This is a genomic window from Levilactobacillus enshiensis (assembly GCF_007115095.1).
GTDB classification, from domain to species: Bacteria; Bacillota; Bacilli; order Lactobacillales; family Lactobacillaceae; genus Levilactobacillus; species Levilactobacillus enshiensis.
In genome coordinates this window covers 48,708-70,535 of sequence record NZ_SULH01000004.1, presented here as the reverse complement: position 1 = coordinate 70,535, position 21,828 = coordinate 48,708, and the positions used below count along the sequence as shown (strand labels likewise).

18 protein-coding genes and 1 other annotated feature are annotated in these 21,828 nt (G+C 48.9%); of the genes, 8 read left to right on the top strand and 10 right to left on the bottom strand.

Features of this window, described 5'->3' with window-relative positions; genetic code table 11:
* Positions 1–107: 107 nt before the first annotated feature.
* Together FAY32_RS05325 and FAY32_RS05320 are read right to left on the bottom strand one after the other, a co-directional pair.
* Positions 108–428 (bottom strand): metal-sulfur cluster assembly factor, encoded by a 321-nt coding sequence (locus FAY32_RS05325; protein ID WP_143462427.1) that lies wholly within the window; start codon positions 426–428, stop codon positions 108–110.
* Between the two features lie 329 nt (positions 429–757).
* On the bottom strand, positions 758–952 hold the full coding sequence (locus tag FAY32_RS05320) for a hypothetical protein (RefSeq protein ID WP_143462426.1): 195 nt from the start codon (positions 950–952) through the stop codon (positions 758–760).
* Between the two features lie 377 nt (positions 953–1,329).
* On the opposite strand from FAY32_RS05320, the gene FAY32_RS05315 reads away from it, so the two are divergent.
* Entirely contained in the window at positions 1,330–1,656 is a 327-nt protein-coding gene (locus FAY32_RS05315; protein WP_143462425.1) for a hypothetical protein, read from the top strand.
* Between the two features lie 237 nt (positions 1,657–1,893).
* Here FAY32_RS05315 and FAY32_RS05310 read toward each other — a convergent pair whose 3' ends face one another.
* From FAY32_RS05310 to FAY32_RS05280, 7 genes are all read right to left on the bottom strand, one after another.
* Positions 1,894–2,625, bottom strand: coding sequence for a helix-turn-helix transcriptional regulator (locus FAY32_RS05310; RefSeq protein ID WP_143462424.1), 732 nt, complete (start codon positions 2,623–2,625; stop codon positions 1,894–1,896).
* A gap of 446 nt (positions 2,626–3,071) precedes the next feature.
* Positions 3,072–3,962 carry an L-serine ammonia-lyase, iron-sulfur-dependent, subunit alpha gene (gene sdaAA, locus FAY32_RS05305; RefSeq protein WP_143462423.1) on the bottom strand — a complete coding sequence of 297 codons (891 nt, stop codon included), beginning with the start codon at positions 3,960–3,962 and terminating at the stop codon, positions 3,072–3,074.
* A gap of 12 nt (positions 3,963–3,974) precedes the next feature.
* Positions 3,975–4,628 (bottom strand): L-serine ammonia-lyase, iron-sulfur-dependent subunit beta, encoded by a 654-nt coding sequence (gene sdaAB / locus FAY32_RS05300; RefSeq protein ID WP_143462422.1) that lies wholly within the window; start codon positions 4,626–4,628, stop codon positions 3,975–3,977.
* 56 nt (positions 4,629–4,684) lie between these two features.
* Entirely contained in the window at positions 4,685–5,734 is a 1,050-nt protein-coding gene (locus FAY32_RS05295) for a PTS sugar transporter subunit IIC (RefSeq protein WP_143462421.1), read from the bottom strand.
* A 319-nt stretch (positions 5,735–6,053) separates the two neighbouring features.
* Complete coding sequence (gene serS, locus FAY32_RS05290; RefSeq protein ID WP_143462420.1) at positions 6,054–7,325, bottom strand: serine--tRNA ligase; 1,272 nt, start codon at positions 7,323–7,325, stop codon at positions 6,054–6,056.
* Positions 7,326–7,398: 73 nt separating this feature from the next.
* Positions 7,399–7,605: a binding site (T-box leader), on the bottom strand.
* Positions 7,606–7,978: 373 nt separating this feature from the next.
* The gene (locus tag FAY32_RS05285; protein WP_143462419.1) at positions 7,979–8,620 is read right to left on the bottom strand and encodes a hypothetical protein; all 642 of its coding nucleotides are present in this window, start codon (positions 8,618–8,620) and stop codon (positions 7,979–7,981) included.
* Between the two features lie 23 nt (positions 8,621–8,643).
* Entirely contained in the window at positions 8,644–9,996 is a 1,353-nt protein-coding gene (locus tag FAY32_RS05280) for a GH25 family lysozyme (RefSeq protein ID WP_143462418.1), read from the bottom strand.
* Positions 9,997–10,467: 471 nt separating this feature from the next.
* On the opposite strand from FAY32_RS05280, the gene purH reads away from it, so the two are divergent.
* Entirely contained in the window at positions 10,468–11,997 is a 1,530-nt protein-coding gene (gene purH, locus FAY32_RS05275; RefSeq protein ID WP_143462417.1) for a bifunctional phosphoribosylaminoimidazolecarboxamide formyltransferase/IMP cyclohydrolase, read from the top strand.
* Positions 11,998–12,073: 76 nt separating this feature from the next.
* On the opposite strand, the gene FAY32_RS05270 is transcribed toward purH, so the two are convergent.
* The gene (locus tag FAY32_RS05270) at positions 12,074–12,808 is read right to left on the bottom strand and encodes a glucose 1-dehydrogenase (RefSeq protein WP_143462416.1); all 735 of its coding nucleotides are present in this window, start codon (positions 12,806–12,808) and stop codon (positions 12,074–12,076) included.
* Between the two features lie 438 nt (positions 12,809–13,246).
* Here FAY32_RS05270 and FAY32_RS05265 point away from each other — a divergent pair, with 438 nt between their 5' ends.
* The 6 genes from FAY32_RS05265 to FAY32_RS05235 all read left to right on the top strand — a co-directional run bounded on the left by FAY32_RS05265 (position 13,247) and on the right by FAY32_RS05235 (position 21,728).
* Positions 13,247–14,260: a glycosyltransferase family 2 protein gene (locus tag FAY32_RS05265; protein ID WP_143462415.1), complete on the top strand. Its 1,014-nt coding sequence runs from the start codon at positions 13,247–13,249 to the stop codon at positions 14,258–14,260.
* Positions 14,261–14,273: 13 nt separating this feature from the next.
* The gene (locus FAY32_RS05260) at positions 14,274–16,346 is read left to right on the top strand and encodes a glycosyltransferase family protein (protein WP_143462414.1); all 2,073 of its coding nucleotides are present in this window, start codon (positions 14,274–14,276) and stop codon (positions 16,344–16,346) included.
* A gap of 228 nt (positions 16,347–16,574) precedes the next feature.
* Positions 16,575–17,435 (top strand): DUF3737 family protein, encoded by an 861-nt coding sequence (locus tag FAY32_RS05255; protein ID WP_143462413.1) that lies wholly within the window; start codon positions 16,575–16,577, stop codon positions 17,433–17,435.
* Entirely contained in the window at positions 17,432–18,601 is a 1,170-nt protein-coding gene (locus FAY32_RS05250) for a MalY/PatB family protein (RefSeq protein ID WP_143462412.1), read from the top strand. The genes FAY32_RS05255 and FAY32_RS05250 overlap by 4 nt, the downstream gene beginning before the upstream one ends.
* A gap of 568 nt (positions 18,602–19,169) precedes the next feature.
* On the top strand, positions 19,170–20,123 hold the full coding sequence (locus FAY32_RS05240; RefSeq protein WP_143462570.1) for a Dyp-type peroxidase: 954 nt from the start codon (positions 19,170–19,172) through the stop codon (positions 20,121–20,123).
* 375 nt (positions 20,124–20,498) lie between these two features.
* Positions 20,499–21,728 carry an MFS transporter gene (locus FAY32_RS05235; RefSeq protein ID WP_143462410.1) on the top strand — a complete coding sequence of 410 codons (1,230 nt, stop codon included), beginning with the start codon at positions 20,499–20,501 and terminating at the stop codon, positions 21,726–21,728.
* Positions 21,729–21,828 lie beyond the last annotated feature (100 nt).

The following is a 21,828-nucleotide window of genomic DNA, read 5'->3' as shown; positions in this document are numbered from 1 at the left end:
CCCCGATAGACAAACAATCCAAGCCCAGGATTATTCGTCTATCGACGTTAATGCTCATTGACTAACCGCCTTTTGTCCCACTCTTTTTTACGCGTCGAATTTAAATGTTAACCGTGAACACCCAGGGCGACCTTCGCATAACGACTCATCATATCGATGTTCCAAGCTGGCTCCCAGACGAGGCTCAAATCACAGGTCTCGACAACGGGAACGGACATGACCGCCTGGCTGATCTGGCTTGCCAAGACGTTTCCGATTGGGCAACCCATTGTGGTCAACGTCATGGTCACATCACAGTGCTTGTCCGTCACAGTCACATCGTAGATCAAGCCAAGATTGACCAAATCAACACCAAGTTCTGGGTCGATCACCTTTTCCAAGGCCGCCACCACTTGTAACTCTTCAGCTGATAACTTTTTTTCATCCATTGTAGTCGTCCCCGTTCGTTTGAAATTCCTAGTACATCTTCAACTGTATTTAAGTCTACTATTGAAATACTTACTTACAAGATTCATTATAAAGGCTTCCTGCGTCCTAGTGAATTAGGAACTTCCCCCATCTTTGCCCTTAGAATAATGAGCGAGTGAGAAAAGTATTCACCCAGCTGGCGGTTGTCCCAACTGAAACATCCTCACTAAAAAAGGCCATCAAAAAAGTGCTAACGTTGGGTTGATTTAACCAACATTAGCACTTTCTAGACTGGATTGAACCTGATGGAATATCGGCATCCATGATTCATTCACCTCACTTATTTTATTTAGGCGTTAACGGCTAGGAGCTGCTGCATAGCTTGAGGTTCCATGCCTAACTCGTGGAGCGTTAACAATGTATCCTTCAAATTCTCGTATTCCGCTTCGGTATATAACCGATTATCAATGGTTATATCATAGTCATCGGTAATCGTATAGAGATCGCGCCGAAGTTTATGTTTAATATCGGTCGGTGTCATCATTGTCCTCACCTCCTTTTAATTTAGGTATAATCTTACCACAAAATTCAAGCCACGTTAGTTGTTGGTCACATTTGATAATTCCATTAATCACCCGTTAAGGCCAATTAAGCCAATGTTGACAAGCCATCAGCCACTTCACTCCAATTTTAAATTGTAATCATTTTATCAGTATAATAATGGTTTGATAAGTTTATTTGCCTTATTATGCAACCGTTTATCTAATAATCTTTAATTAGTCATAGAATGTTTTCTCATCAAAGTGCCATAAACGGCGCTATACCGCGATTCTTCAAATCACCCCCCATTTACCCCCCATTTTTAGCTGTATAAACTGTGATATACTCTTGATAATCTTAAACACGGAGGTGGGGAAGACGATGTTAGCTAACTACATTGCAACGTCTTGTTTAGTCGCAGCAGTCATTCTGGTCATTTACACGCAATACGCCCTTGGGGTTACGCACCGTTCAGTCCGAACGGCATTGATTTTCCCCATCAGTTACGCATTTTTAGTCCCAATTTTAACCTTCGCGCTGGTTGGCGTCACGGCAGACAGTTCTCTGTTTGCTGGTTCACAATTAATCGTGGCCTACTGGTTGTACTGGGTCTACGATTTCGGGATCAAGCATCCCCAACAAGGCGACAAACCAGCCGCCAACGCCAAGACCGCGAACGCCCTAGCACTACGCACTGAAAAGAAGTAGCGGCACGTAAAAGTCTGGGACATAACTCAAAAATCAGTTTTTTCAGAAGGATTTCCTGAAAAAACTGATTTTATTTTTGCCATTATCGTGTCGAAACGTGCGCCACCAGGCAGTTTGTCGCGCTTAACCCGAGAACAGAAATTATGCCAAGAGCAGGCATAATCCCTGTTCTCACGTTAATGCTCGCAAACTAACCGCTTGATGGCCCACTCTCTTTTTTCATAATCAAAACACAAATTAATCCTGTAATTCTTCGTCCTTAACAATCTGGAGATACCGATAAACACTAGGGTCCGAAACCTTAATGACCTTGGCAACCTCACTGACAGAATCTTTCAGCAAGAAGTAACCTTGATGGTAGAGATTACGAACGATTTCCAACTTATCATCGCGTTTCAAGTAGTCAACCGAAATCCCGTACCGGGCACAAACGCTCTGTGTGACTTCTTTGGCTAAATCACCAATCGAGGTCGTTAGGTGTTCTGACTCGATACTGTTAGCGCTAACAGTTTCGCGTTTATCAGTTGTCGGCACCTTGGTCTTGTAGATTGTTGGCGAATCAAGATGTTTATAATTGGTCAGTACCTTGATGACCTGTTGCTGTAAGTTATCCAGAACACTGTCATCCGTATTGATACAAATCATGCCGACCACTTCGCCGTGTTGCCGTAAGAAAAACGTTGAGGACCGTAACGTGTTATCCCCATGGGAAACGCCCTTATAATTCGCGAGGTATTCCCGTTTTTCGGCGTCCCCCGCTTTCATGGTCCGTAAGGCTAAATCGGTTGCCGGATCGCCAACTTTTCGGTGAGAAATGTGCGAATTTCGGATGGCCACAACAGAGTGGTTTAAATCCAAGAGATCATTCAAAACAACCTCACTGTTTGGACCCAAAATGTCGGCTAAAAAGTCAACGAACGGAATAAACTCACGAACGTATTCTTGATCTGCAGTTAATTTCTGTTGCATATTAAAACCACCCTCTAATTCTTAGAAACGAGTTATCACTAGTCACCTGATAATAATATTTTATCATAATAAGAATGCCTTTGGAAGTAATTTGTTCATACCATCATCAAATTTCATCGTTTTTGATTGCACACGTGCAACTAGCCGTTCTCATAGGAATCGTAAGTTTTTTGATTAGTCGATTGTTGTCGCCATTTTGCGACCTAAATCACGCGCTAGAGCGATCACGCCATGCGCCCAATCATGATTATTTACGATTTTTTATTACGCTCACCGGCCCTAATCGTAGCCCTTTCTTGTTCGTTAATTCACTTGCAATTCTACACAGGGCCCACTTTGATCCGTGCACAGTGGCCCACTGTTAAACGTAACGTAGCATCAGCAATTACCCTAAATTTACGTAAACAAAAAGTGGCCTGCAGGTTACGCGGCCACTTTCATTTCAATTAAGCTTTGACGCTTGCTTTACCAAAGATCTTTTCCTTCATCCGGATACCAGTTGGTGTTGCGGCCAAACCACCCAAACCAGTTTCCCGTAAGGCTTTAGGCAGTCCCTTACCGACTTTATCCATTGCAGCAATAACTTCGTCTGCTGGAATCTTGTTGGTTAAGCCAGCCAAGGCCATATCAGCGGCAATCATGGCGTTGCCGACCCCAATGGCGTTCCGCTTAACACATGGTAATTCAACTAAACCAGCAACAGGGTCACAAACTAATCCCATTAAGTTACTGATGGCCATGGCCAACGCTTCAGAACATTGGTCTGGGGTCCCGCCAGCAATTTCTACTGCGGCGGCAGCCCCCATGGCTGAGGCACTTCCAACTTCGGCTTGGCAACCACCAGTAGCACCGGCGATCCCAGCGTTGTTGGCAATGACCATCCCAAAAGCACCGGCCGTGAATAAGAAGTTGACCATTTGTTCACGGGTCAAGTTCAACCGATCACGCAACGTGAAAATCACACCGGGTAAAGTCCCAGTTGAGCCGGCAGTTGGTGTGGCACACACAACCCCCATGGAAGAGTTGACTTCGTTCGTTGAAATCGCATTTTGAACGGCTTGCATCATGATATCGCCGGAAAGTGTCTTACCAGTCTTCCGGTAATCTCTGAGTTTGACCGCTTCACCACCAGTTAAGCCAGTGGTTGAGAAGACCCCGTCTCCTTCAGCACCCTTCTTAACGGCAGCCTCCATGACATCCAGGTTCCGCCCCATCGTCTTGATGATTTCTTCACGACTGTTCTTTGAGGTTTCCATTTCCTGTTCGATCATTAATTCATAGATTGGCTTTTTAGTGGTTTTCGCTGCATCGACTAATTCCGCTACACTCATATACATGATTGCTACCCCCTATAAGTAAACTAACTTGTTGTTGTTCTTGACCAGTTCATCAATCTCGTGGGCCTTTAGGCGACGATCCAGATCGTATTCGTAAAGGTTACCCTTTCCAGATTGATATTCCTTTTGATCGTTGACCTTCGTCAAGTTAGCCAGTTGATCGGTGACGTTCTGATGGTCGTCTTCTCCACCCTGAACGAGAAGAATAGGAAGGGGGCCTTTAGGCTTGATGTCAAACCCATCCATCTTGATCTCACGAATTTCAATGGTCCCCCCACCGATGGAGCAACCAGCGACCGTAATCTGCTTGGAATCGTTCTTCAAGTCAATGATGGCCGTGTTGGGGTGATTGATTGGACTATCTCCCGGCTCTTCAATAAAGGTAATGTTAATGCCTTGCTTCTGTGCCAGGCCAATCGCATAAGGGACCCGACTGTCATCGGGTTCGAAGCCTAAGATCCCACTAATAATCGCGTAGTCGGTCCCATGGCCCTTGTGCGTTTGGGCAAATGATTCGTAGTAGTGAATGACAATGTCGGTTGGTTTATCCTTGAAGATACTGTTAGCCGCACGACCAATTGCGCAGGCACCAGCAGTATGTGAACTAGATGGCCCAATCATGATGGGGCCGATAATATCAAAGACACTCTTATAGTTGACAGTCATTTTAAAGTCCTCCCATTTCAAATGCAAATCCATAATCACTAATTATAAATTACCAATTAAGCTTCAGCAGTTTTGCCTTCTTCAAGCGCATCGTCTTTCCGAATTTCGGAGACGGTGTGAATCTTGAAGTTTCTGAAGACCCAGGCCCCGATGTAAGCCCAAATCGTACTGTTGATAAAGATCAATACAACTGCAATTAACACTTTGACAACTGGGTTCATCCCAAAGACAACGATTAAACCAGCCCATGGGGTCGCCATCCCGGTAACGTTAACGACTAAACCAAATGCCGTAACGATAATCCCGTTGATGGCACCGGCAATCGCGTTCGTTACAAATATTGGAACGGGATTGGCAGCAATAATATCAATTTGAGTTAAAGGTTCGATGGTAACAGCAACGGTCGTTGAATTGCCCCCAAACTTCATCTTTCTAAAGAAGCTTAAGTTTAAGAACGAATTCCCGGTACATCCTAACGCACCAATCGCCATTGGCACACCAGTCAAACCAATCAAACTGGTCAGAACCATTGATGATAGTGGCGTCATCCCAACTAGTGGAATGATTGCACCGAGCACGGCACCCATCACGTATGGATTCCCTTGCGTTGCAGTCACTATCGTATCACCAATCGTATGTAAAATCATGAGGACAACCGGTGAAATTAAGCCAGCGATTAAATTAACCAAGATTGGTCCAACTAAAACGACAACGATCAAATCGAGGCCATCCGTCACCCGCTTTTGAATTTCTTTAATAAGGAAGGAAACCAGATATGCCGCGATAAATGCTGGCAGCAGTTTAACTTTTAATAATGAAACACCAAGTAAAATAGCAAATACTGGGCTGATTCCGAAAGCTAATGGAACTAACGAACCGGCCGCAAGACCACCCAATGACCCCATGACATCCCCGATTTGTTTAACGAAATCAATGTGGAAAACACCACCAATTGCGTAGCTAAGAAACGCTTGAGGTAAGAAGGTTGCACAAGCCGCACCAGACAACGCGCTAACGGCCTTTTGACCCTTTGGTGCTTTAAAGGTAAATAGTGTCATAACGGCAATCACTGCTAGTAATACCAAGACACCCAATATGATATCCATGATTGATCCTCCTACTGATACGTAATCCGGTGTGGTCGGCTTCCACGAGTTCCGGAATTGCTCGTGATATCACATTCTCGCATCTGGAAGCCCTTTCACCTTACGAGAAAAGATTATCATCATTACAAAATTTATGCATTGGAATAAAATGTGATAATTTTCTATCATGATAATTAGATTAGAATAAAAAAGTGTACGATTAGAATTATAATCTAATCGTACACTTTAGAGCTATTATGAATCCCATCACCACGGGGATAATCGTTACTTTGTTCACGATCGATTATCTGACTGATAATAGATTATTCTCATAATAATTTTATTTTATTACTTGTTGACCATGCATGTACTTCTGCAAAACCTCTGGAATCTTCACGGTGCCATCGGCTTGTTGATAATTTTCCAAGATTGCAGCAACCGTCCGGCCAACAGCTAAGCCAGAACCGTTCAACGTGTGAACGTAGGCAACGGTGCCATCGGCCTTCCGGTAACGAATCATGGCCCGCCGTGCTTGGAAGTCCAGGCAGTTAGAGCAAGAACTGATTTCCCGGTAAATGCCTTGTTCTGGCATCCAAACTTCAACGTCATAGGTCTTAGCGGATGAGAAGCCCGTGTCCCCAGTGGACAACGTGATGACATGGTATGGTAAGTTCAGTTCACGCAAGACTTCTTCAGCATTGTCCGTCAACTTTTCCAATTCGTCGTAAGAGTCTTCTGGCTTGCAGTACTTCACCATTTCAACCTTGTGGAATTGGTGCATCCGAATCAAGCCCCGAGTATCACGCCCAGCACTCCCAGCTTCGGAACGGAAGCAAGGGGTCATCGCCGTAAAGTACGTTGGCAGTTGGTCTTCATCTAAAATTTCATTGGCATAGTAGTTGGTCAATGGCACTTCGGCCGTTGGAATCAACGTCATCCCGGTAGATTCAACCGTGTAGACATCTTCCTTGAACTTAGGGAATTGACCAGTCCCAAACATGGTCTTACCAGTAACCAAGTATGGTGGAATGATTTCGTGGTAACCTTGCTTTTGGGTATGTAGGTCCAACATGAAGCAGTAAACGGCACGTTCGAGCTGGGCACCAGCATCCTTGTAGTAAACGAACCGGGCACCAGAAACCTTAGCGGCACGGTCAAAATCAAGGATGCCGAGGTTTTCACCAATTTCCCAGTGTGCTTTAGGTTCGAAATCAAACGTTGGGATTTTGCCCCACTTGCGCATTTCAACGTTGCTGTTTTCATCTGGACCAACTGGAACATCATCGGCAGGCAAGTTCGGGAAACGAACTGCCAAGTAGTGTAGCCGTTCTGCGACTTCTTCTTGGGCCGTTTCCGTACTCTTAATGTCGCCGTTGATTTTCTTAACGTCGTTGATCAGCTTTTGGCCGGCCTCAGACTTAGGATCACTCTGGCTGATTTCTTGCGTCAATTGGTTTTTACGTGCTTTGATTTTTTCAACTTTAGTTAAGGCATCCCGATTTTGTTGATCGAGTTGGAGGTATTCATCCACTTCTGCTGGATCTACTTTCCGTGTCTTCAGCTTTTCTTTGACTAATTCTTGATTATTCCGAACAAATTTTGGATCTAACATATGAAAATCCCCTTTGCTAAATAGAATAGACTGAGAAAAAAATAAAAACGCCTCATAACCCGGTTAATCCAGGTTATGGGACGTTAGTTTATTAACGTGGTACCACCCAACTTGACACAAAAATGATTGTGTCCTCTGCGAGTATAACGTCTCACCGTGTCTCCTTCGAACGGAAACAAACGCTAAGTGGCGGATTCACTGGCAACTCCCACTAACTTCCACCGACCGTTAGCTCTCTAGGATGAAGCAACCAGTTACTATTCACTATGACTGCGCTTTCATATTACAGTCTTAAGGTACTTCTTTTCGGCAAACTTGTCAATAACTTTTTATCATTCTAGTAATCATTTCTCAACCATTTCAACTCGTGAAGTCCGCGCGGCGACGGGGCTCACTGCCGATTTAAAATCGAGCAAAAAAACTATGAAAAATGATGATTGCCGCAAAAAATCCGCCTTTGAATCGGCAATTCTCGGTTCAAAACCAGCTGCGATTTGCTTCTCCAGTTTTGAGTATCCTCTTCACCGAAGTCACAAGGCCAACATCGCCACTAGCCCCCCAGCATTTACGCCGGACAGACAGGCTGCCTGTTACCTGTAGCATCAACAAAAAACGCATTGAGAATAAATTCTCAACCCGCTTTTTCGCCACACTTAATTTGTGTTCTGCGCGACTTTCACTGTCGTATCAGCTGTGGTCCCACTGACCTTATAGACTTGCTTGCCCTGTTGCCAAGTGACCGAATTGGCTTCATCATCGTCAGTTTGACTATACACGGTAATTGCCCCGGTATCCGCATGCTGTGGCAAGCCCGACTTAGTGAGTTGCTGGTTGACCTGCTTGGCAAATTGTTTCGGCGTTCCGGCTGCATCGGCATTGCTGGTAACGGCCGTCACTGACCAGTCGCCTTTATTCCAATGAACATAGGTATGCCCCATGGTCCCTTGCACGACCGCCGTCGTATTTTTATTCAATTTAACCGTTGCCCCATCCGTATTGCTGCCAACGTAATCAACTTGTTTTTCCGCCGTCGCATTGGTCCCGTAAGTCTTCTTCTGGAGGGTGGCTGACTGATTCTGGTTGCCATCATACTTAACCGTATAATTCTGCTTAGTTCCGTTTGTGCTGGCAGCCGTGAGCTTGGTGCCATCCGTACTGGCTGACTTGGGAGCTACGGTTTGACCGACTGCGCTCACATCGTTAGCCGCGTGCATCTGAACCACCGTGCCAGAGCCTAACGTGAGAACGGTCAGAACGGCCGTGACCGCCGTCACCATCTTTGTTTTTCGTTGCATATTTATCCAACCTCTCTCCATTATTATTCAGTGACGTAAGCCATTTGAGCGGTGACATATTTACCGTTACTTAACACGAAGTAGCGCGAACCGGTCGATCGTTTCTTGATGCCAGTTACCGTAAGTGTCTTCCCTTTGGCGACCTTGGTTGTCCGGTTGGCCTTCTTAAAGGAGCTACTGGTATACTCGTAGACCGGTTTTTTGGTCGTAATGGTCCGGTTAGCCCCCAACGACTCATAGTAGGCGTGGTCGGAAAATTTCGTATTGGCTGACAGGTAGCCCAGTTTCGTTTTAATCCGATATGACTTGCCACTCGGGGCTTTGACGACCCGTCCAGCGACCGTATCACCTGCAACGTAGTAGCTCCCCGTCTTCTTGCTCAAACTCGAATTCGAATAGACGTACAACTTCTTTTTCAGGTTAAAGGACCCGTGTTGGCCGACCCAATACCCGGTAGCGTCCTCAGACAGAACCCACTTGTTCAAGCCAGCCAGATAGAGCGCCTGCTGGGACTTCGACTGTGTGACCGATTTCACCTGAGAAACCTTGTAAAACTTCTGTCGATCAGCCGCCGCAATGGCATTACCATCTGCGTCCTTCGTTGCCCCCGTATGTAGATAGACGTGTTGGCCCTTTTTATAACTGCTATAAGCATAAGTGGTCGTGGTGTGTGTCAAGGCCGTCGTGACCCCATCCGTCCACCAAGAAACCGGATGAACCGACGTGACCGCCTGACTGTTGTCGGTATATTCACCCAACGCTGCTAAGTAATTGTGATCCGTGTACTGCCACAAGGCATGCGCAATCGTTGGCGTATAAGAATAGTTTGCGATCCATTGGGCGTCGAATTTCTGCCGGGCCGTATTCGCATAACTAGTCGCAAACGACTGGTAGGAATAGAAGACTAACTTCTTGTTGGTCAATGCACTCATTTCATCGTACCAAGCTTGAACGGCGGCATTAGTCGTTCCCGATGTGACGTCATTTTCCTCAAAGTCTAGGGCGTAAAACTGCGCGCTCTTATTCGACCGATTATAAAAATCCTTGGCTTCCTGTTTGGCACTGGCCACGCTGGTGAATCGGGCGTAGTCGTATTCACCGAACGGAATCCCGTACTTCACGTAAAGTGCGGTGTTGTTAGCCGCATACAGGTCTTGATAAGCCGACCCGTACTGTCGCCGATTGATCACAAATGAAACCCGGCTCTTCAGATTAGACACCTGACTCGCCGTTAACTTTCCCTGCCATTCAGAAATATCTGGAATGGCTAAGGTGCTCGCGTTGGCAACGGTTTGGCCGCCCCACGCGATACCGATAAGAGCACTGGCGGCGACTGCTGTCTGCGCCAACCGCTTGGCCCATAGATGTGTTGACATACTTGGCACTTCCCTCATTAGATTTGGCGAGTTTGTTTAATTTCTGTAAATCATCTTGGAACCTTTCACCACCTCATCTCTCAACCACCATCTACTTTAAGCCACTAAAATGTAGATTACGTGTCAAGGGGATTGCAGTTCAGTTACCAGCTTTTACAATTATATTTATTACAGAAACGCCGTTAAACCAACGACAGTCGTGACAATCCGGCTGGAAAATGGTTGGTAGTTTGAACCGACTAAACGACCAACGACCTGACAACTCGTCCATTCCGTTTAGAAAAAGAAACCGCCCGCATCATTATCGTTCAGAATGTTCAGCTCTCATAATCGTTTAAATAGTTAAGTGACCAATCCATGGCCGACCGCTGTCGTTTATACGAATATTTATATTTTGTTCCCGTTGATTGTTCGGAACAGAACACGTATGATAGACATATCTTAGAAAGACTTAAATTAGGAGGTTCTCTCATGCGCCGTGCATTGCTTAGCGTTTCTGATAAAACTGGTCTGGTCGAATTTGCCCAAAATCTGATTGCTCAAAATTTCGAAATTGTCTCCACGGGGGGGACACAAGCGTTCTTAGCTGCAGCTCATGTTCCCGTTATTCCGATTGAAGACGTCACGCATTTTCCAGAAATGCTGGATGGCCGTGTCAAGACGCTGAACCCGTTGGTCTTCGGCGGCATCCTCGCCAAGCGGGGGAATCTGGTTCACCGACAGACTCTGGTTGAACATAACATCACACCTATCGACTTGGTCTGCGTCAACCTCTATCCTTTTGCACAAACGATTCAAGAACCCAACGTGACTCTCGCCGCAGCCGTTGAGCAGATTGATATCGGTGGTCCTTCTTTGATTCGGGCAGCTGCCAAAAACTACGATGATGTTTTAGTTGTCTGTGATCCCGATGACTACGATCAGGTCAGTCACGCCTTAGCTGAACACACGGATGACACCCGTCTGCGCAAGCATTTAGCCGCTAAGGTCTTTCATCACACTGCCCACTATGATGCCGTCATCGCCAACTACCTGACCGATGATGCCAAACCCGAAACGTTAACGTTGACCTATCAGCGAAAACAGGCCCTGCGCTATGGTGAGAACCCCCAACAAACGGCGACCTTCTACCAAGACTGCCAACCAGCCCCCTTCTCCATTGCGGCGGCTAAGCAGCTCCATGGTAAGCCACTTTCCTTTAATAACATTAAAGACGCTGATGCCGCACTGGGCCTCATTCGAGAATTTGACGACCCCACCGTGGTGGCTTTAAAGCACATGAATCCATGTGGGATTGGCTCAGCTACCACACTAGAAGCTGCTTGGGATAAATGCTATGCGGCCGATTCCATGTCCATCTTTGGCGGCATTATTGTGCTCAACCGCCGGGTCGACTTGGCAACTGCTACCAAGATGCACCAACTCTTCTTAGAGATTATCATCGCCCCTTCCTTCGATGACGATGCCTACGCGGTCCTCGCCAAGAAGAAAAACTTACGTCTACTGACCGTCGACTTCTCCAATGCCAAAGCACCGGAAGATGACGAATTGATCAGTGTCCGTGGTGGCTTACTGCGTCAAGAACGGGATAATATTGTCGATGACCCAGCCGACTTTCAGGTGGTGACGACCGCCCAGCCCACAGCTGAACAGCTGTCCGCCATTACCTTTGGCCTCAAAGCCATCAAATTCATCAAGAGTAACGCCATCGTCATTAACACACCAGACCAAACCTTAGGCGTTGGCCCTGGTCAAATGAACCGGATCGACGCGGTCAAGATTGCCGTGGGTAAGGCCGAGGTCAAAGACCATTACGACCAAGCCGTCTTGGTTTCCGATGCCTTCTTCCCTATGGACGACTGTGTTGAATTTGCTGCTGAACATGGCATCCAAGTCATTGCCGAACCGGGTGGTAGCATCCGCGACAAGGATTCTATCGCTATGGCCGAAAAGCACGGCATCGCGCTCGTCTTCACTGGCAATCGTCATTTCCGCCACTAAACCGACACCACGAAAAGGGCCGTCGCAGAAGAAATTCCGCGACGGTCCTTTTTCTAAACCAACAGGTTCACAATGATTACTGTGCCGAAATACCACCATCCACGACAAACTCGGAACCCGTTGAGTAACTAGAATCATCTGAGGCCAAGTATAAGACCAGTTTGGAGACTTCCTCCGGCTTAGCGATTCGCCGTAGTGGAATGGTCTTGGCAAATTGTTTAACGGCCGCTTCCGTCCCTGGCTGTGAGATCATGGGCGTTTCGATAACTCCCGGATGGACAGAGTTCACCCGAACACCGGCTGGCGCTAACTCCAGTGATGCCGCCTTGGTCATCCCCCGCACCGCAAACTTGGTATCGGTATACCCAACGGCACCCCCAACCAACCCATTGAGTGAGGAAATATTCACGATGGAGCCGAACCCTTGCGCCGTCATGGGCTTGGCCACCGTTTTAACACCGAGGAATGTTCCCAATTGGTTGATCTTAAAGATTTTCACGTAGTCATCCGCACTGATATCCTGCAGGCCCTTAGCAAAGGTAATCCCCGCATTGTTGACCAGAATATCCACCTTGCCAAATGCGGTAATTGTCTGGTCTAAGACCGCTTGCCAATCACTTTCACTAGCCACATCATGTTTAACAAATATGGCGTTAGCGCCCAAACTAGTCGCTAATTGTTGCCCTACCTCCGCTTTAATATCGGTAATAACGACCTTGGCACCTTCCTTAATGAACAGCTGGGCATGGGCCGCTCCCATTCCTTGCGCCGCACCCGTGATGATGGCGACTTTACCCTCTAATTTTCCCATTAGAACAACCTCCGTTTTAGGATTATTTTTTCTACTAAAGGACAATCACCTGTAAATAGTTTGTGTTAAGCAGTATATCTGAATACGTTTTCATTTGCACTCAATTTGCCTATTGGCATAGTTAATCCTGCTAAAGAATCCGTAAACTTTGAGACCTCTGACTACTTTTTGATTATCAGGTAGCTTATCATTCAAACTAAGGTGCCGTCTTTTCATGGGGAAAAGGATTGGACAACTAATTGACGGATGACTGCGCATCACGAACCGTTACAGGTGTTCGTCACAGATGACGCCGCCAGCCCTGACAATCGCGATGTATCTAAGTAATCGTCATCGTTAGTTAGCGGCTAACATCCGTTACTTTAATGACTGCCACCATCATTGGCACGTCACGCCAGCAATCGTCACTCATCTATATTTCTTTGGGGAGGAACAAAGATGCCGCAAACCAATCTACCAAGTCTAACTATCGTGTCCCCGTGCTATAACGAGGAACCGATGTTACCAACCAGCGCTCCGGTCCTACAAAATATTTTGGAACGCCTGATGCTCAGCCATCAAGTCGCTGACGACAGTAAAATTCTCTTTGTCGACGACGGCAGCCAAGATCAAACCTGGACACTCATTTGTGAACTTCAACACCACAATCCAATTTTTACCGGTCTCCAATTTAGTCGTAACTACGGTCAAGAAGCTGCGCTAATGGCGGGCATGCAAACGGCCTACCGCCACGCCGACCTCATCATTACCATTGACGCCGACCTTCAGGACGACCCCGCGTTGATTCCCGCCATGGTCACTCAGGCCAAACGCGGCAATGATATCGTCTACGGTGTTCGCAATGACCGCTCGACTGACTCCTGGTTTAAGCGCACCACGGCGAATGGGTTTTATTGGACCATGCGCCGCCTAGGCGTCAACTTAGTCCCGAATCATTCCGACTTCCGCTTGCTAACTAAACGCGTCGTGACGGCATTGATGCAATGCCACGAGGATAAACCCTTTCTGCGCGGTATCATCCCCCAGCTGGGCTTTCCCGCCACCAAACTCTACTACAAGCGTCAACCCCGACAGGCCGGCGTTTCCAAATACCCGCTACGACAGATGATTCGCTTTGCCTTAGATGGTATCCTGTCCTTCTCCATTGCCCCCATTCGGGCCGTTCTCTACGCTGGCATGACTATCTGTGGTGGGGCTTTTCTCATGCTGATTTGGATCATGGTTCAGCATTTTCGTGGTGCCGTGATCACTGGCTGGAGTTCTATTATGGCTTCACTGTGGTTCTTAGGCGGCTTCCAACTCATCGCTATCAGTATCATCGGCGAATATGTCGGTCGAACCTTCACCGAAGTCAAACACCGGCCTCGCTACATCATTCAAACGGATACCTATTCCGCCACTTTTCAATCCCGTACCACTGCTTTAAACGTTCACCAACACACAATGTCCTAAGGAGGTCTCGATCATGTCTAGTCGTCAGCACATCACCGCTACTCTATGTGGCTTAATTTGTCTTGCTTTGCTCTTTGCTGGCGGTCTGGCACTCTTCATGCCGGTGGATTTCCGTATCGACCACAATTGGCTAAGTCCTTTAGCCATCGCCCTGGGCACCGGCATCTATCTTGGTGTCTTGGGGTTAACCTTCCGAGCTCTTCACCGCATTTCCCCACGTCAGAGTCGGTGGGTCGCCGCGGGATTATGGGGGGTACTCCTCGTCGTTCAGTACTGGGTCGCCGTTTCCTGGATTGCCGCCCCTCGCGCCGACTTGTACTTCGTGCACCAACAAGCACTCAATCTCGTCCACGGCAGTACGACCTGGCCAGCCTACTTTCAAACGTACACGAATAACGTGTCGTTTACGATTTTCCTCAGTGGCCTCCTGCGACTAGACCATCTGATGACCGGGAGTTACGCCGGCACCTGGCTCAATCTGGTCCAGTTCATTTGGCTAGACTGTGGCTTTCTGGCAGTCTGGTTAGCCTTAAAGCGCCATAATCCAGCGCGGGCCAGCCTCTGGATCTGCATGTTACTGACGACCGTTCCACTATATGCTTACGCGCTAAATACCTATAGTGATACGTTCGTGCTTCCCCTACTTCTATTCGCGGTCGTCATCTTTGTCCAGCTCAAGCGCAGCACCCGCTGGCCAGCAACGACTGGTTGGGCGCTACTGTTAGGTATCACTATGACCGGTGCTTTTCTCCTTAAAGCCAATGAACTTGTCCTTATTATTGCAATTCTTCTATTGTTATGGCTGATTCCCTTGGCCCATCCCCAGCACTGGTTGGTTCGTCTCGGTACAACACTTCTCATGGCCGGTATTCTCTTCGCCGGTATTAGCGGTAATCACGCGCTCCAGCGAGCTAACGGTTATCAAGCCAATCCCGACAGCGCGCTACCTGCCACGAGCTGGATCGCTATGAGCTGGAATCCGGCGCGACACGGGGAATACGACCGTTTCGATGCCACTAAGATCATCCACCAACCGACCGCAACGGCGAAAAAGCAGACCGCTCAGCAACTCCTCGACGACCGGCTAGCCGCTCTCGGCCCCGCCGGCATCGTGGTCCACCTCTTCCGTAAGTCGCAACTGCTCTTGGCTACGGGAACCTTCGACGCCTTTCAAATCAACTCAGCCTTTGACCGGGCTCCCGGATGGTATCATCGTCATCGAAGCACGGCGGACTGGTTGTTTGCCAATTGGTGTCAGGTCGCCTACCTCGCCCTCATCCTGGTCAACCTAGGCTGGGGCGTTCAACAGTTCCGCCGGCGACACCTGTCATCGGCCTACCTATTAGGGGGTTTATTCATGCTGGGACTCATGGCCTTCCACATTATCTTCTGGGAAGCGGAAGAACGCTATGCCCTGCCGCTCCTCTTTCTGCTGATTGCTGGTTGCGCCGCGGGTTATCGCCAACCCCTCAATCTCTTACGTTGGTCGCGAAAACCGCTGACCTGGTTGCCACTGGCCATGGCCGGCGTCTTCACCTTATTGCTGGGCCTGATTGCCTGGCAAAACAGTACACTGACCACCCAGAACTGGGTTCAGCCAATCGACGTTATCAGTCAAAATGAGGGCCGTTATTATCAGAACCACAAGCTCACCCTTAAATTTCAGCAACAACTGACCCAACCCTTAAGTGCCCCCTTGGCCTTTAATCTACTTAACATCGATCGCGGCGAACAAATCACCGGACGCGTGACCCTTAAGAACGCTGCCGGTAAAATCATCTGGCAGTCCAGCGGCGACCGCACCAGCCTCAATCAGCGGATTCCGCTGCAACCGGCGGGTAACTATCACCTGACCATTCAAAATCGGAGCCACCAAAGTTTACGACTGGTCACCGCCCCCGCCAACTTCAAGCTCTTACCACAAGCACTAACGACTCATCCGCACCAATACCTCCGGCTCACCGTCCAGCAATACCGGGTCGGCCCCATTCTCACCCGGAACAAGTTCTGGCTTCTTTTCGCCACGATTTGGTTGGGCGGTCTCCTCATCATCGACCGTTTTTACTGGTATCGCCGCCAAATTTAAACAAATGACTTGCCTTAAGCCCACTCGAAGGTACTAGAATGTTTATTGTAGACTGATTTATGACGCGTTTAGCTATTCCGCTGGACCCACCACATTAGTCGTCTCATTCAAGAGCCTGTCTGGACATCGGCACGGGGCCTTCCTTTCTTTGGAACGCCCAGCCTTCACCGTCCACCAACAAGGCTTCCATTCTAGTCACTTAATCGGACAAAGGAGTCGAATTAAATTTTGAGCATTGAAATCAATCAACAAACTTTAACCGGAGAACGCGCCCTCTTTCAGGCCCACGACCTCCACATCACGAACAGTACCTTTGTCGACGGGGAGTCACCCCTGAAACACGGCAAGAACCTAGCCATTGATCACACCATCTTTAAGTGGAAGTACCCCCTGTGGTACACGCACCACGCCCAGCTCGACCACACCACGTGGCAACCAGACGCTCACGCTGGCATCTGGTACACCGATGATCTGACCATGGCCAATTCTCTGGTTCGGGCCACCAAGACGTTCCGGCACGCCAGCAACATTCGGCTTGACAACGTGACCTTTTCTGACGCCGGTGAGACCCTCTGGTGGTGTCACGACGTTGAATTAAATAACGTCACCGCCACCGGGGATTACTTTGGCATGAACAACGAAAATGTTGTTGCCCATAACCTGAAGGTGACCGGAAATTACGCCTTTGATGGCAGTAAAAATGTCGAAGTCCACGACTCCACATTCATTACGCACGATGCCTTCTGGAACTGCGACAACGTCACCATCTACGATTCGACCATTATCGGTGAATACCTTGCCTGGAATGCCAAGAACATTACCTTCGTTAACTGTTGGCTCGAAAGCGACCAGGGGTTGTGTTACGTCGACCACCTGACCATGAAGAATTGTTCGCTGATCAATACCGACCTCGCCTTTGAATATTGTCGTGACATCGACGCCACTATCAACACCGAAATTGACAGTGTGAAGAACCCCATCAATGGTCAGATTACCGCTCCGGCCATCGGCAAGGTCATTTTCGACGATGATCAAATCGATCCCGCCAACACCACCATTAAATTAACCAAGGAGGCACTCGGACGATGAGTTATAATTTTTCTGAAATGATCGACCGGCGACACACGAATTCCGTCAAATGGGACGTCAAGGACAACGAACTCCCCATGTGGGTCGCGGACATGGACTTTCGGACGGCACCGGGCATCGTTGACGCAATCAAACGCAAGGCCGATACGGGGATTTTCGGTTACGAAGAGGTCCCACAAGACTACTTTGAAGCCGTGCAACACTGGTATGCGACCGAACATGACTGGGCACCCAACACGGACTGGATGCGTTTTGTCACCGGCGTTGTTCCCGCCATCTCTTCGGCGGTCCGCCGCGTGAGTCATGTGGGTGACAACGTCTTAGTGCAAGCACCGGTCTACAACATCTTCTATAATTCCATCGTTAACAATGGCCGCCACGTGCTCTCAAGTGACCTCGTCTATCAAGATGGCCAATATACGGTCGATTGGGACGACCTCGCTGCTAAAATGGCTGAGCCACTGACGACCATGATGATTTTGTGTAACCCCCACAATCCCATCGGCCACGTTTGGCAACCAGCCGAGCTTCGCCGCATTGCCGACCTCGCCGCTGTCAACCACGTCACAGTCTTTAGCGATGAGATTCACGGCGACATCACCGATGCCGGGCACGGTTACACACCGTTCGCTTCTGTCAGTGAGACGGCCGCCCAGAATAGTGTCACCGCCGTCTCCCCTAGCAAGACGTTCAACGTTGCGGCCTTACACGCTGCAACGATCATCATCCCTAACGAAAATCTGCGAAACGTGGTCGATCGCGGTATCAATACCGATGAGCTAGCCGAACCCAACGCGTTTGCCATCGACGGTAGCATTGCGGCCTACACGACGGGCAGCGAGTGGGTTCACGAACTCAATGCCACCATCACGGCCAATAAGCAGACGTTGACGGCATTTATCGCGAAAAACTTACCTGCCTTGCACGTCATCACGGGCCACGCCACTTATCTGGTCTGGATCGATTGCCACAAATTGACGACGGATACCAAGACCCTATGCGCTGCGATTCGCCAAAATACGGGGCTCTTCATCTCGGCCGGTGAAGTCTACGGTGGTGACGGTCACGACTTTGTCCGTATCAACGTGGCCTGCCCGGCAGAACGGTTGCAGGACGGCTTAAACCGGTTGGCAACTGGGATTCACCAATTTGAAGAAAACAAGTAACCCGTCCTTCTTAGAAAGTGGCGTCGTTATGCTATAATTAAAGGTGATAAGCGAAGACTTTGATACGGAGGACGGCTAGTTGAAAACGATACTGAGAAACTGTCTAATCAGTTACACCATCATGTTCATTGGCTTAATCGCCTTACCGCTTCTCTGGCCGAACAGTTTTACTTTTAGCTGGGCCACGATGCTGTGGATTTTTGTTGGCTCACTAATTGGTTTTACCGCGATCTTCGTCTCCCAAAAAATCAAGCAACTTCATAAGACTAAGTAAACTCTAAAACCCGTGTTGGCCGTCGCGCCCACGGGTTTTTAATTGGCTTAAACTACCTCATCTTCAAATTTGGCGAACGGTAAGGCGGCAGTTTAGTCAGTATTGCGCACCCAGTACCTGTGATCACCAATACTATAGTTCCAGGTTTCAATCTTTAGTTGCCCAACCAAACGTTATTGATGAAGGCCTTTCCACCCTGACAGTCCGGGTAAACATGCTATACTAATAGAGATATCCAGTGTGTATTTTGTGGGGCTGTTGCCCTCACAATAATCAATGAGGAGGACTCTTATCATGACGATTAATCCAGCTGATGCACAAGACGTCTACCGCGACGCCGGCGACAACATTATGTTCACCACGTACCTAATTGACCGCGACCACATCGATACCGATCGTGACGCGCTGGCCGAGTTTGCTGACCGGTTAGCGGCCATTGAACGCAGTATGGCCATCCGCTATCCCGACGCCAACCTCCGCGTAGCCTTTGGTATCGGCTCAACGGCCTGGGACTTGCTTTTCCCCGACGCCAACAAGCCGCAAGAACTCGTGGACTTTACCGGAGTCAAGGGGCCGAAGTATACCGCACCAGCCACACCGGGTGACTTGTTCATGCACGTTCGCGCGAAAGACATGGCCGTCGTCTATGAGGTCATGGATCAGGCCCGTGAATTTCTGCGCGACTGGACGACCGTGGTCGATGAAACGCCGGGCTTCCGCTACTTTGAAGGCCGCGCCATCATTGGTTTTATCGACGGAACGGAGAATCCCGCCGGTCCCGACGCCACGCAGTACGCCCTGATTGGTGACGAAGACCCCGAGTTTGAGAATGGATCCTACGCCTTCGCTCAGAAATACACGCACAACATGGACGCCTGGAATCGCCTTAAAACTGAAGACCAAGAAAAATCGATTGGCCGCCATAAATTCAGTGACCGCGAACTCGACGACGACGAAAAGCTGCCAAATGCACACAACATCGCATCGCAGGATAACGCCGATGGCATCGAACATAAAATCGTGCGGATGAATGTGCCGTATGCCAAACCCGGACAAGGGATCGTTGGCACCTACTTCATTGGCTACGCCCGCCACTTCACGGTCACCCAACGCATGCTGGACAATATGTTCACCCAGAGTGACCGCCTGCTAGACTTCAGTACGCCCATCACCGGCGCGGCTTTCTTCATTCCTTCACGCCGTCTACTGGAGCGCATTGCCGACGGGGACTTGTTCCCACAGGCGTAATTGGGCAACCCTACCGAACTGCAAAAATCGTTCCGCGGATTTTGACCCCTAGCAACACCTAATCTATCCACTAAAAGCGCGTCCCGGCACATCACCAGGGGACGCGCTTTTTAATTGTCATCCCGTTCACTTGAAACTAGCCTATAATCACCGCTAGACCAATCAATCTAGCTATAATAAAAAACAATTTTTGCAATTGCCATTTTTCCTTTTCATTAAACGATTGCGAGCGCATACAACAAGTGTTAAGTATTGACGTTTCGCCGTCATGCGGGTAATGTAGTGGTCGTTACCATCACGGATAATGGTCAATTCGGCGGGCGTCACAAGCGGTGACTCCGCCGATTAATTCACAAAATAAGGAGTTGAACCACTTTGGATGAAGCTGAAAGAGAGAGCGGCCCATGGCGTCGTAATTTACGCGTGCTGTGGTTCTGTACGTTCGTGGCCGGCATGGCCTTCAGCGAAATCATGCCCTTTTTATCACTCTATATTAGTAGTTTAGGCGACTTCACCAAGTCGCAGGTCACCATGTACAGTGGCTTGGTCTACGCCGCTGACTTTTTCGTCAGCGCCATCGCGTCCCCACTCTGGGGCATGGTCGCCGATCGGAAGGGTCGTAAATTAATGCTTTTGCGATCCTCACTGGGAACAGCCTTTGCCATGGCCTTAATGGGCTTTGCCACCAGCGTCTGGCAATTGGTCGCGTTGCGGGCCCTCCAAGGGGTCTTCGCCGGTTTCATTTCTAACGCCCAGGCCTTGGTCGCCTCCCAGACGCCCCGCAAACACAGTGGTGCGTCACTCAGTACGCTGATGACTGGAGTGACCAGCGGCATGCTGCTGGGACCGGTCATCGGTGGGGTATTGGCCCAGGTCTTCTCCATTCGGCTGACCTTCTTCATTACCGCCGCCCTCCTCTTCTCTACATTTATCTTGAGTTGGGTCCTGGTTGAAGAAAAATTCAAGCCGGTAGCCCCCAAACCAGCAGGCGAACGCAGTCACAATCCATTGGCCGCCTTCCCCAATCCGAAATTGATTCTCGTCCTCCTATCTTCCACGTTGATCGTCCAGTTCGGGAACATTTCCATCTCACCCATTATCAGTCTGTACGTCAAGGAACTCATGCATAACGTCGGTCCCATCACCGTCGTTGCCGGCATCATCGCGGCTTTACCGGGGATCTCCAACATCTTCGCCTCGCCGCGGCTGGGGCGCTACGGTGATCAGCATGGGTCCGGCAAAGTCCTCATCTTCGGCTACGTTTTTGCCTTTCTGATGTACCTGCCCCAAGGGTTCGTCACCAGCGTCTGGATGCTCGGCGCTTTACGCTTCATGATTGGGATTTCTGACGGTGCCCTGTTCCCCGAAATCCAAACGCTCCTGACCAAGAACTCACCGGTCGAATTGACATCGACGGTCTTCAGTTGGAACCAGTCCTTCCAAGCCATTGGCAACATGCTGGGGTCCCTACTGGGTGGCTGGATTGCCGGGGTCTTCAATTACAACGCCGTCTTCTTCTCAACGGCACTGCTCATGTTGATCAACCTCGCCCTCATCTGGTGGCTAGTGCCCGAGATTCGTCGCACCAAAACGCAACCAGCATAATAGAAGATATTAATTCGCCTGCGGCTGCCAGATGGCACGCTATTTGTTTGCTAAAATAGCCCGCAGGCTTTACATATAAAGGGGTTCTCCCCCCACTGTT

Excerpts from the sequence above, each read along its gene's own strand:
- FAY32_RS05325 (WP_143462427.1), bottom strand. The coding sequence starts at position 428 with ATGGATGAAAAAAAGTTATCAGCTGAAGAGTTACAAGTGGTGGCGGCC.
- FAY32_RS05320 (WP_143462426.1), bottom strand. The coding sequence starts at position 952 with ATGATGACACCGACCGATATTAAACATAAACTTCGGCGCGATCTCTAT.
- FAY32_RS05315 (WP_143462425.1), top strand. The coding sequence starts at position 1,330 with ATGTTAGCTAACTACATTGCAACGTCTTGTTTAGTCGCAGCAGTCATT.
- FAY32_RS05310 (WP_143462424.1), bottom strand. The coding sequence starts at position 2,625 with ATGCAACAGAAATTAACTGCAGATCAAGAATACGTTCGTGAGTTTATT.
- sdaAA (WP_143462423.1), bottom strand. The coding sequence starts at position 3,962 with ATGTATATGAGTGTAGCGGAATTAGTCGATGCAGCGAAAACCACTAAA.
- sdaAB (WP_143462422.1), bottom strand. The coding sequence starts at position 4,628 with ATGACTGTCAACTATAAGAGTGTCTTTGATATTATCGGCCCCATCATG.
- FAY32_RS05295 (WP_143462421.1), bottom strand. The coding sequence starts at position 5,734 with ATGGATATCATATTGGGTGTCTTGGTATTACTAGCAGTGATTGCCGTT.
- serS (WP_143462420.1), bottom strand. The coding sequence starts at position 7,325 with ATGTTAGATCCAAAATTTGTTCGGAATAATCAAGAATTAGTCAAAGAA.
- FAY32_RS05285 (WP_143462419.1), bottom strand. The coding sequence starts at position 8,620 with ATGCAACGAAAAACAAAGATGGTGACGGCGGTCACGGCCGTTCTGACC.
- FAY32_RS05280 (WP_143462418.1), bottom strand. The coding sequence starts at position 9,996 with ATGTCAACACATCTATGGGCCAAGCGGTTGGCGCAGACAGCAGTCGCC.
- purH (WP_143462417.1), top strand. The coding sequence starts at position 10,468 with ATGCGCCGTGCATTGCTTAGCGTTTCTGATAAAACTGGTCTGGTCGAA.
- FAY32_RS05270 (WP_143462416.1), bottom strand. The coding sequence starts at position 12,808 with ATGGGAAAATTAGAGGGTAAAGTCGCCATCATCACGGGTGCGGCGCAA.
- FAY32_RS05265 (WP_143462415.1), top strand. The coding sequence starts at position 13,247 with ATGCCGCAAACCAATCTACCAAGTCTAACTATCGTGTCCCCGTGCTAT.
- FAY32_RS05260 (WP_143462414.1), top strand. The coding sequence starts at position 14,274 with ATGTCTAGTCGTCAGCACATCACCGCTACTCTATGTGGCTTAATTTGT.
- FAY32_RS05250 (WP_143462412.1), top strand. The coding sequence starts at position 17,432 with ATGAGTTATAATTTTTCTGAAATGATCGACCGGCGACACACGAATTCC.
- FAY32_RS05240 (WP_143462570.1), top strand. The coding sequence starts at position 19,170 with ATGACGATTAATCCAGCTGATGCACAAGACGTCTACCGCGACGCCGGC.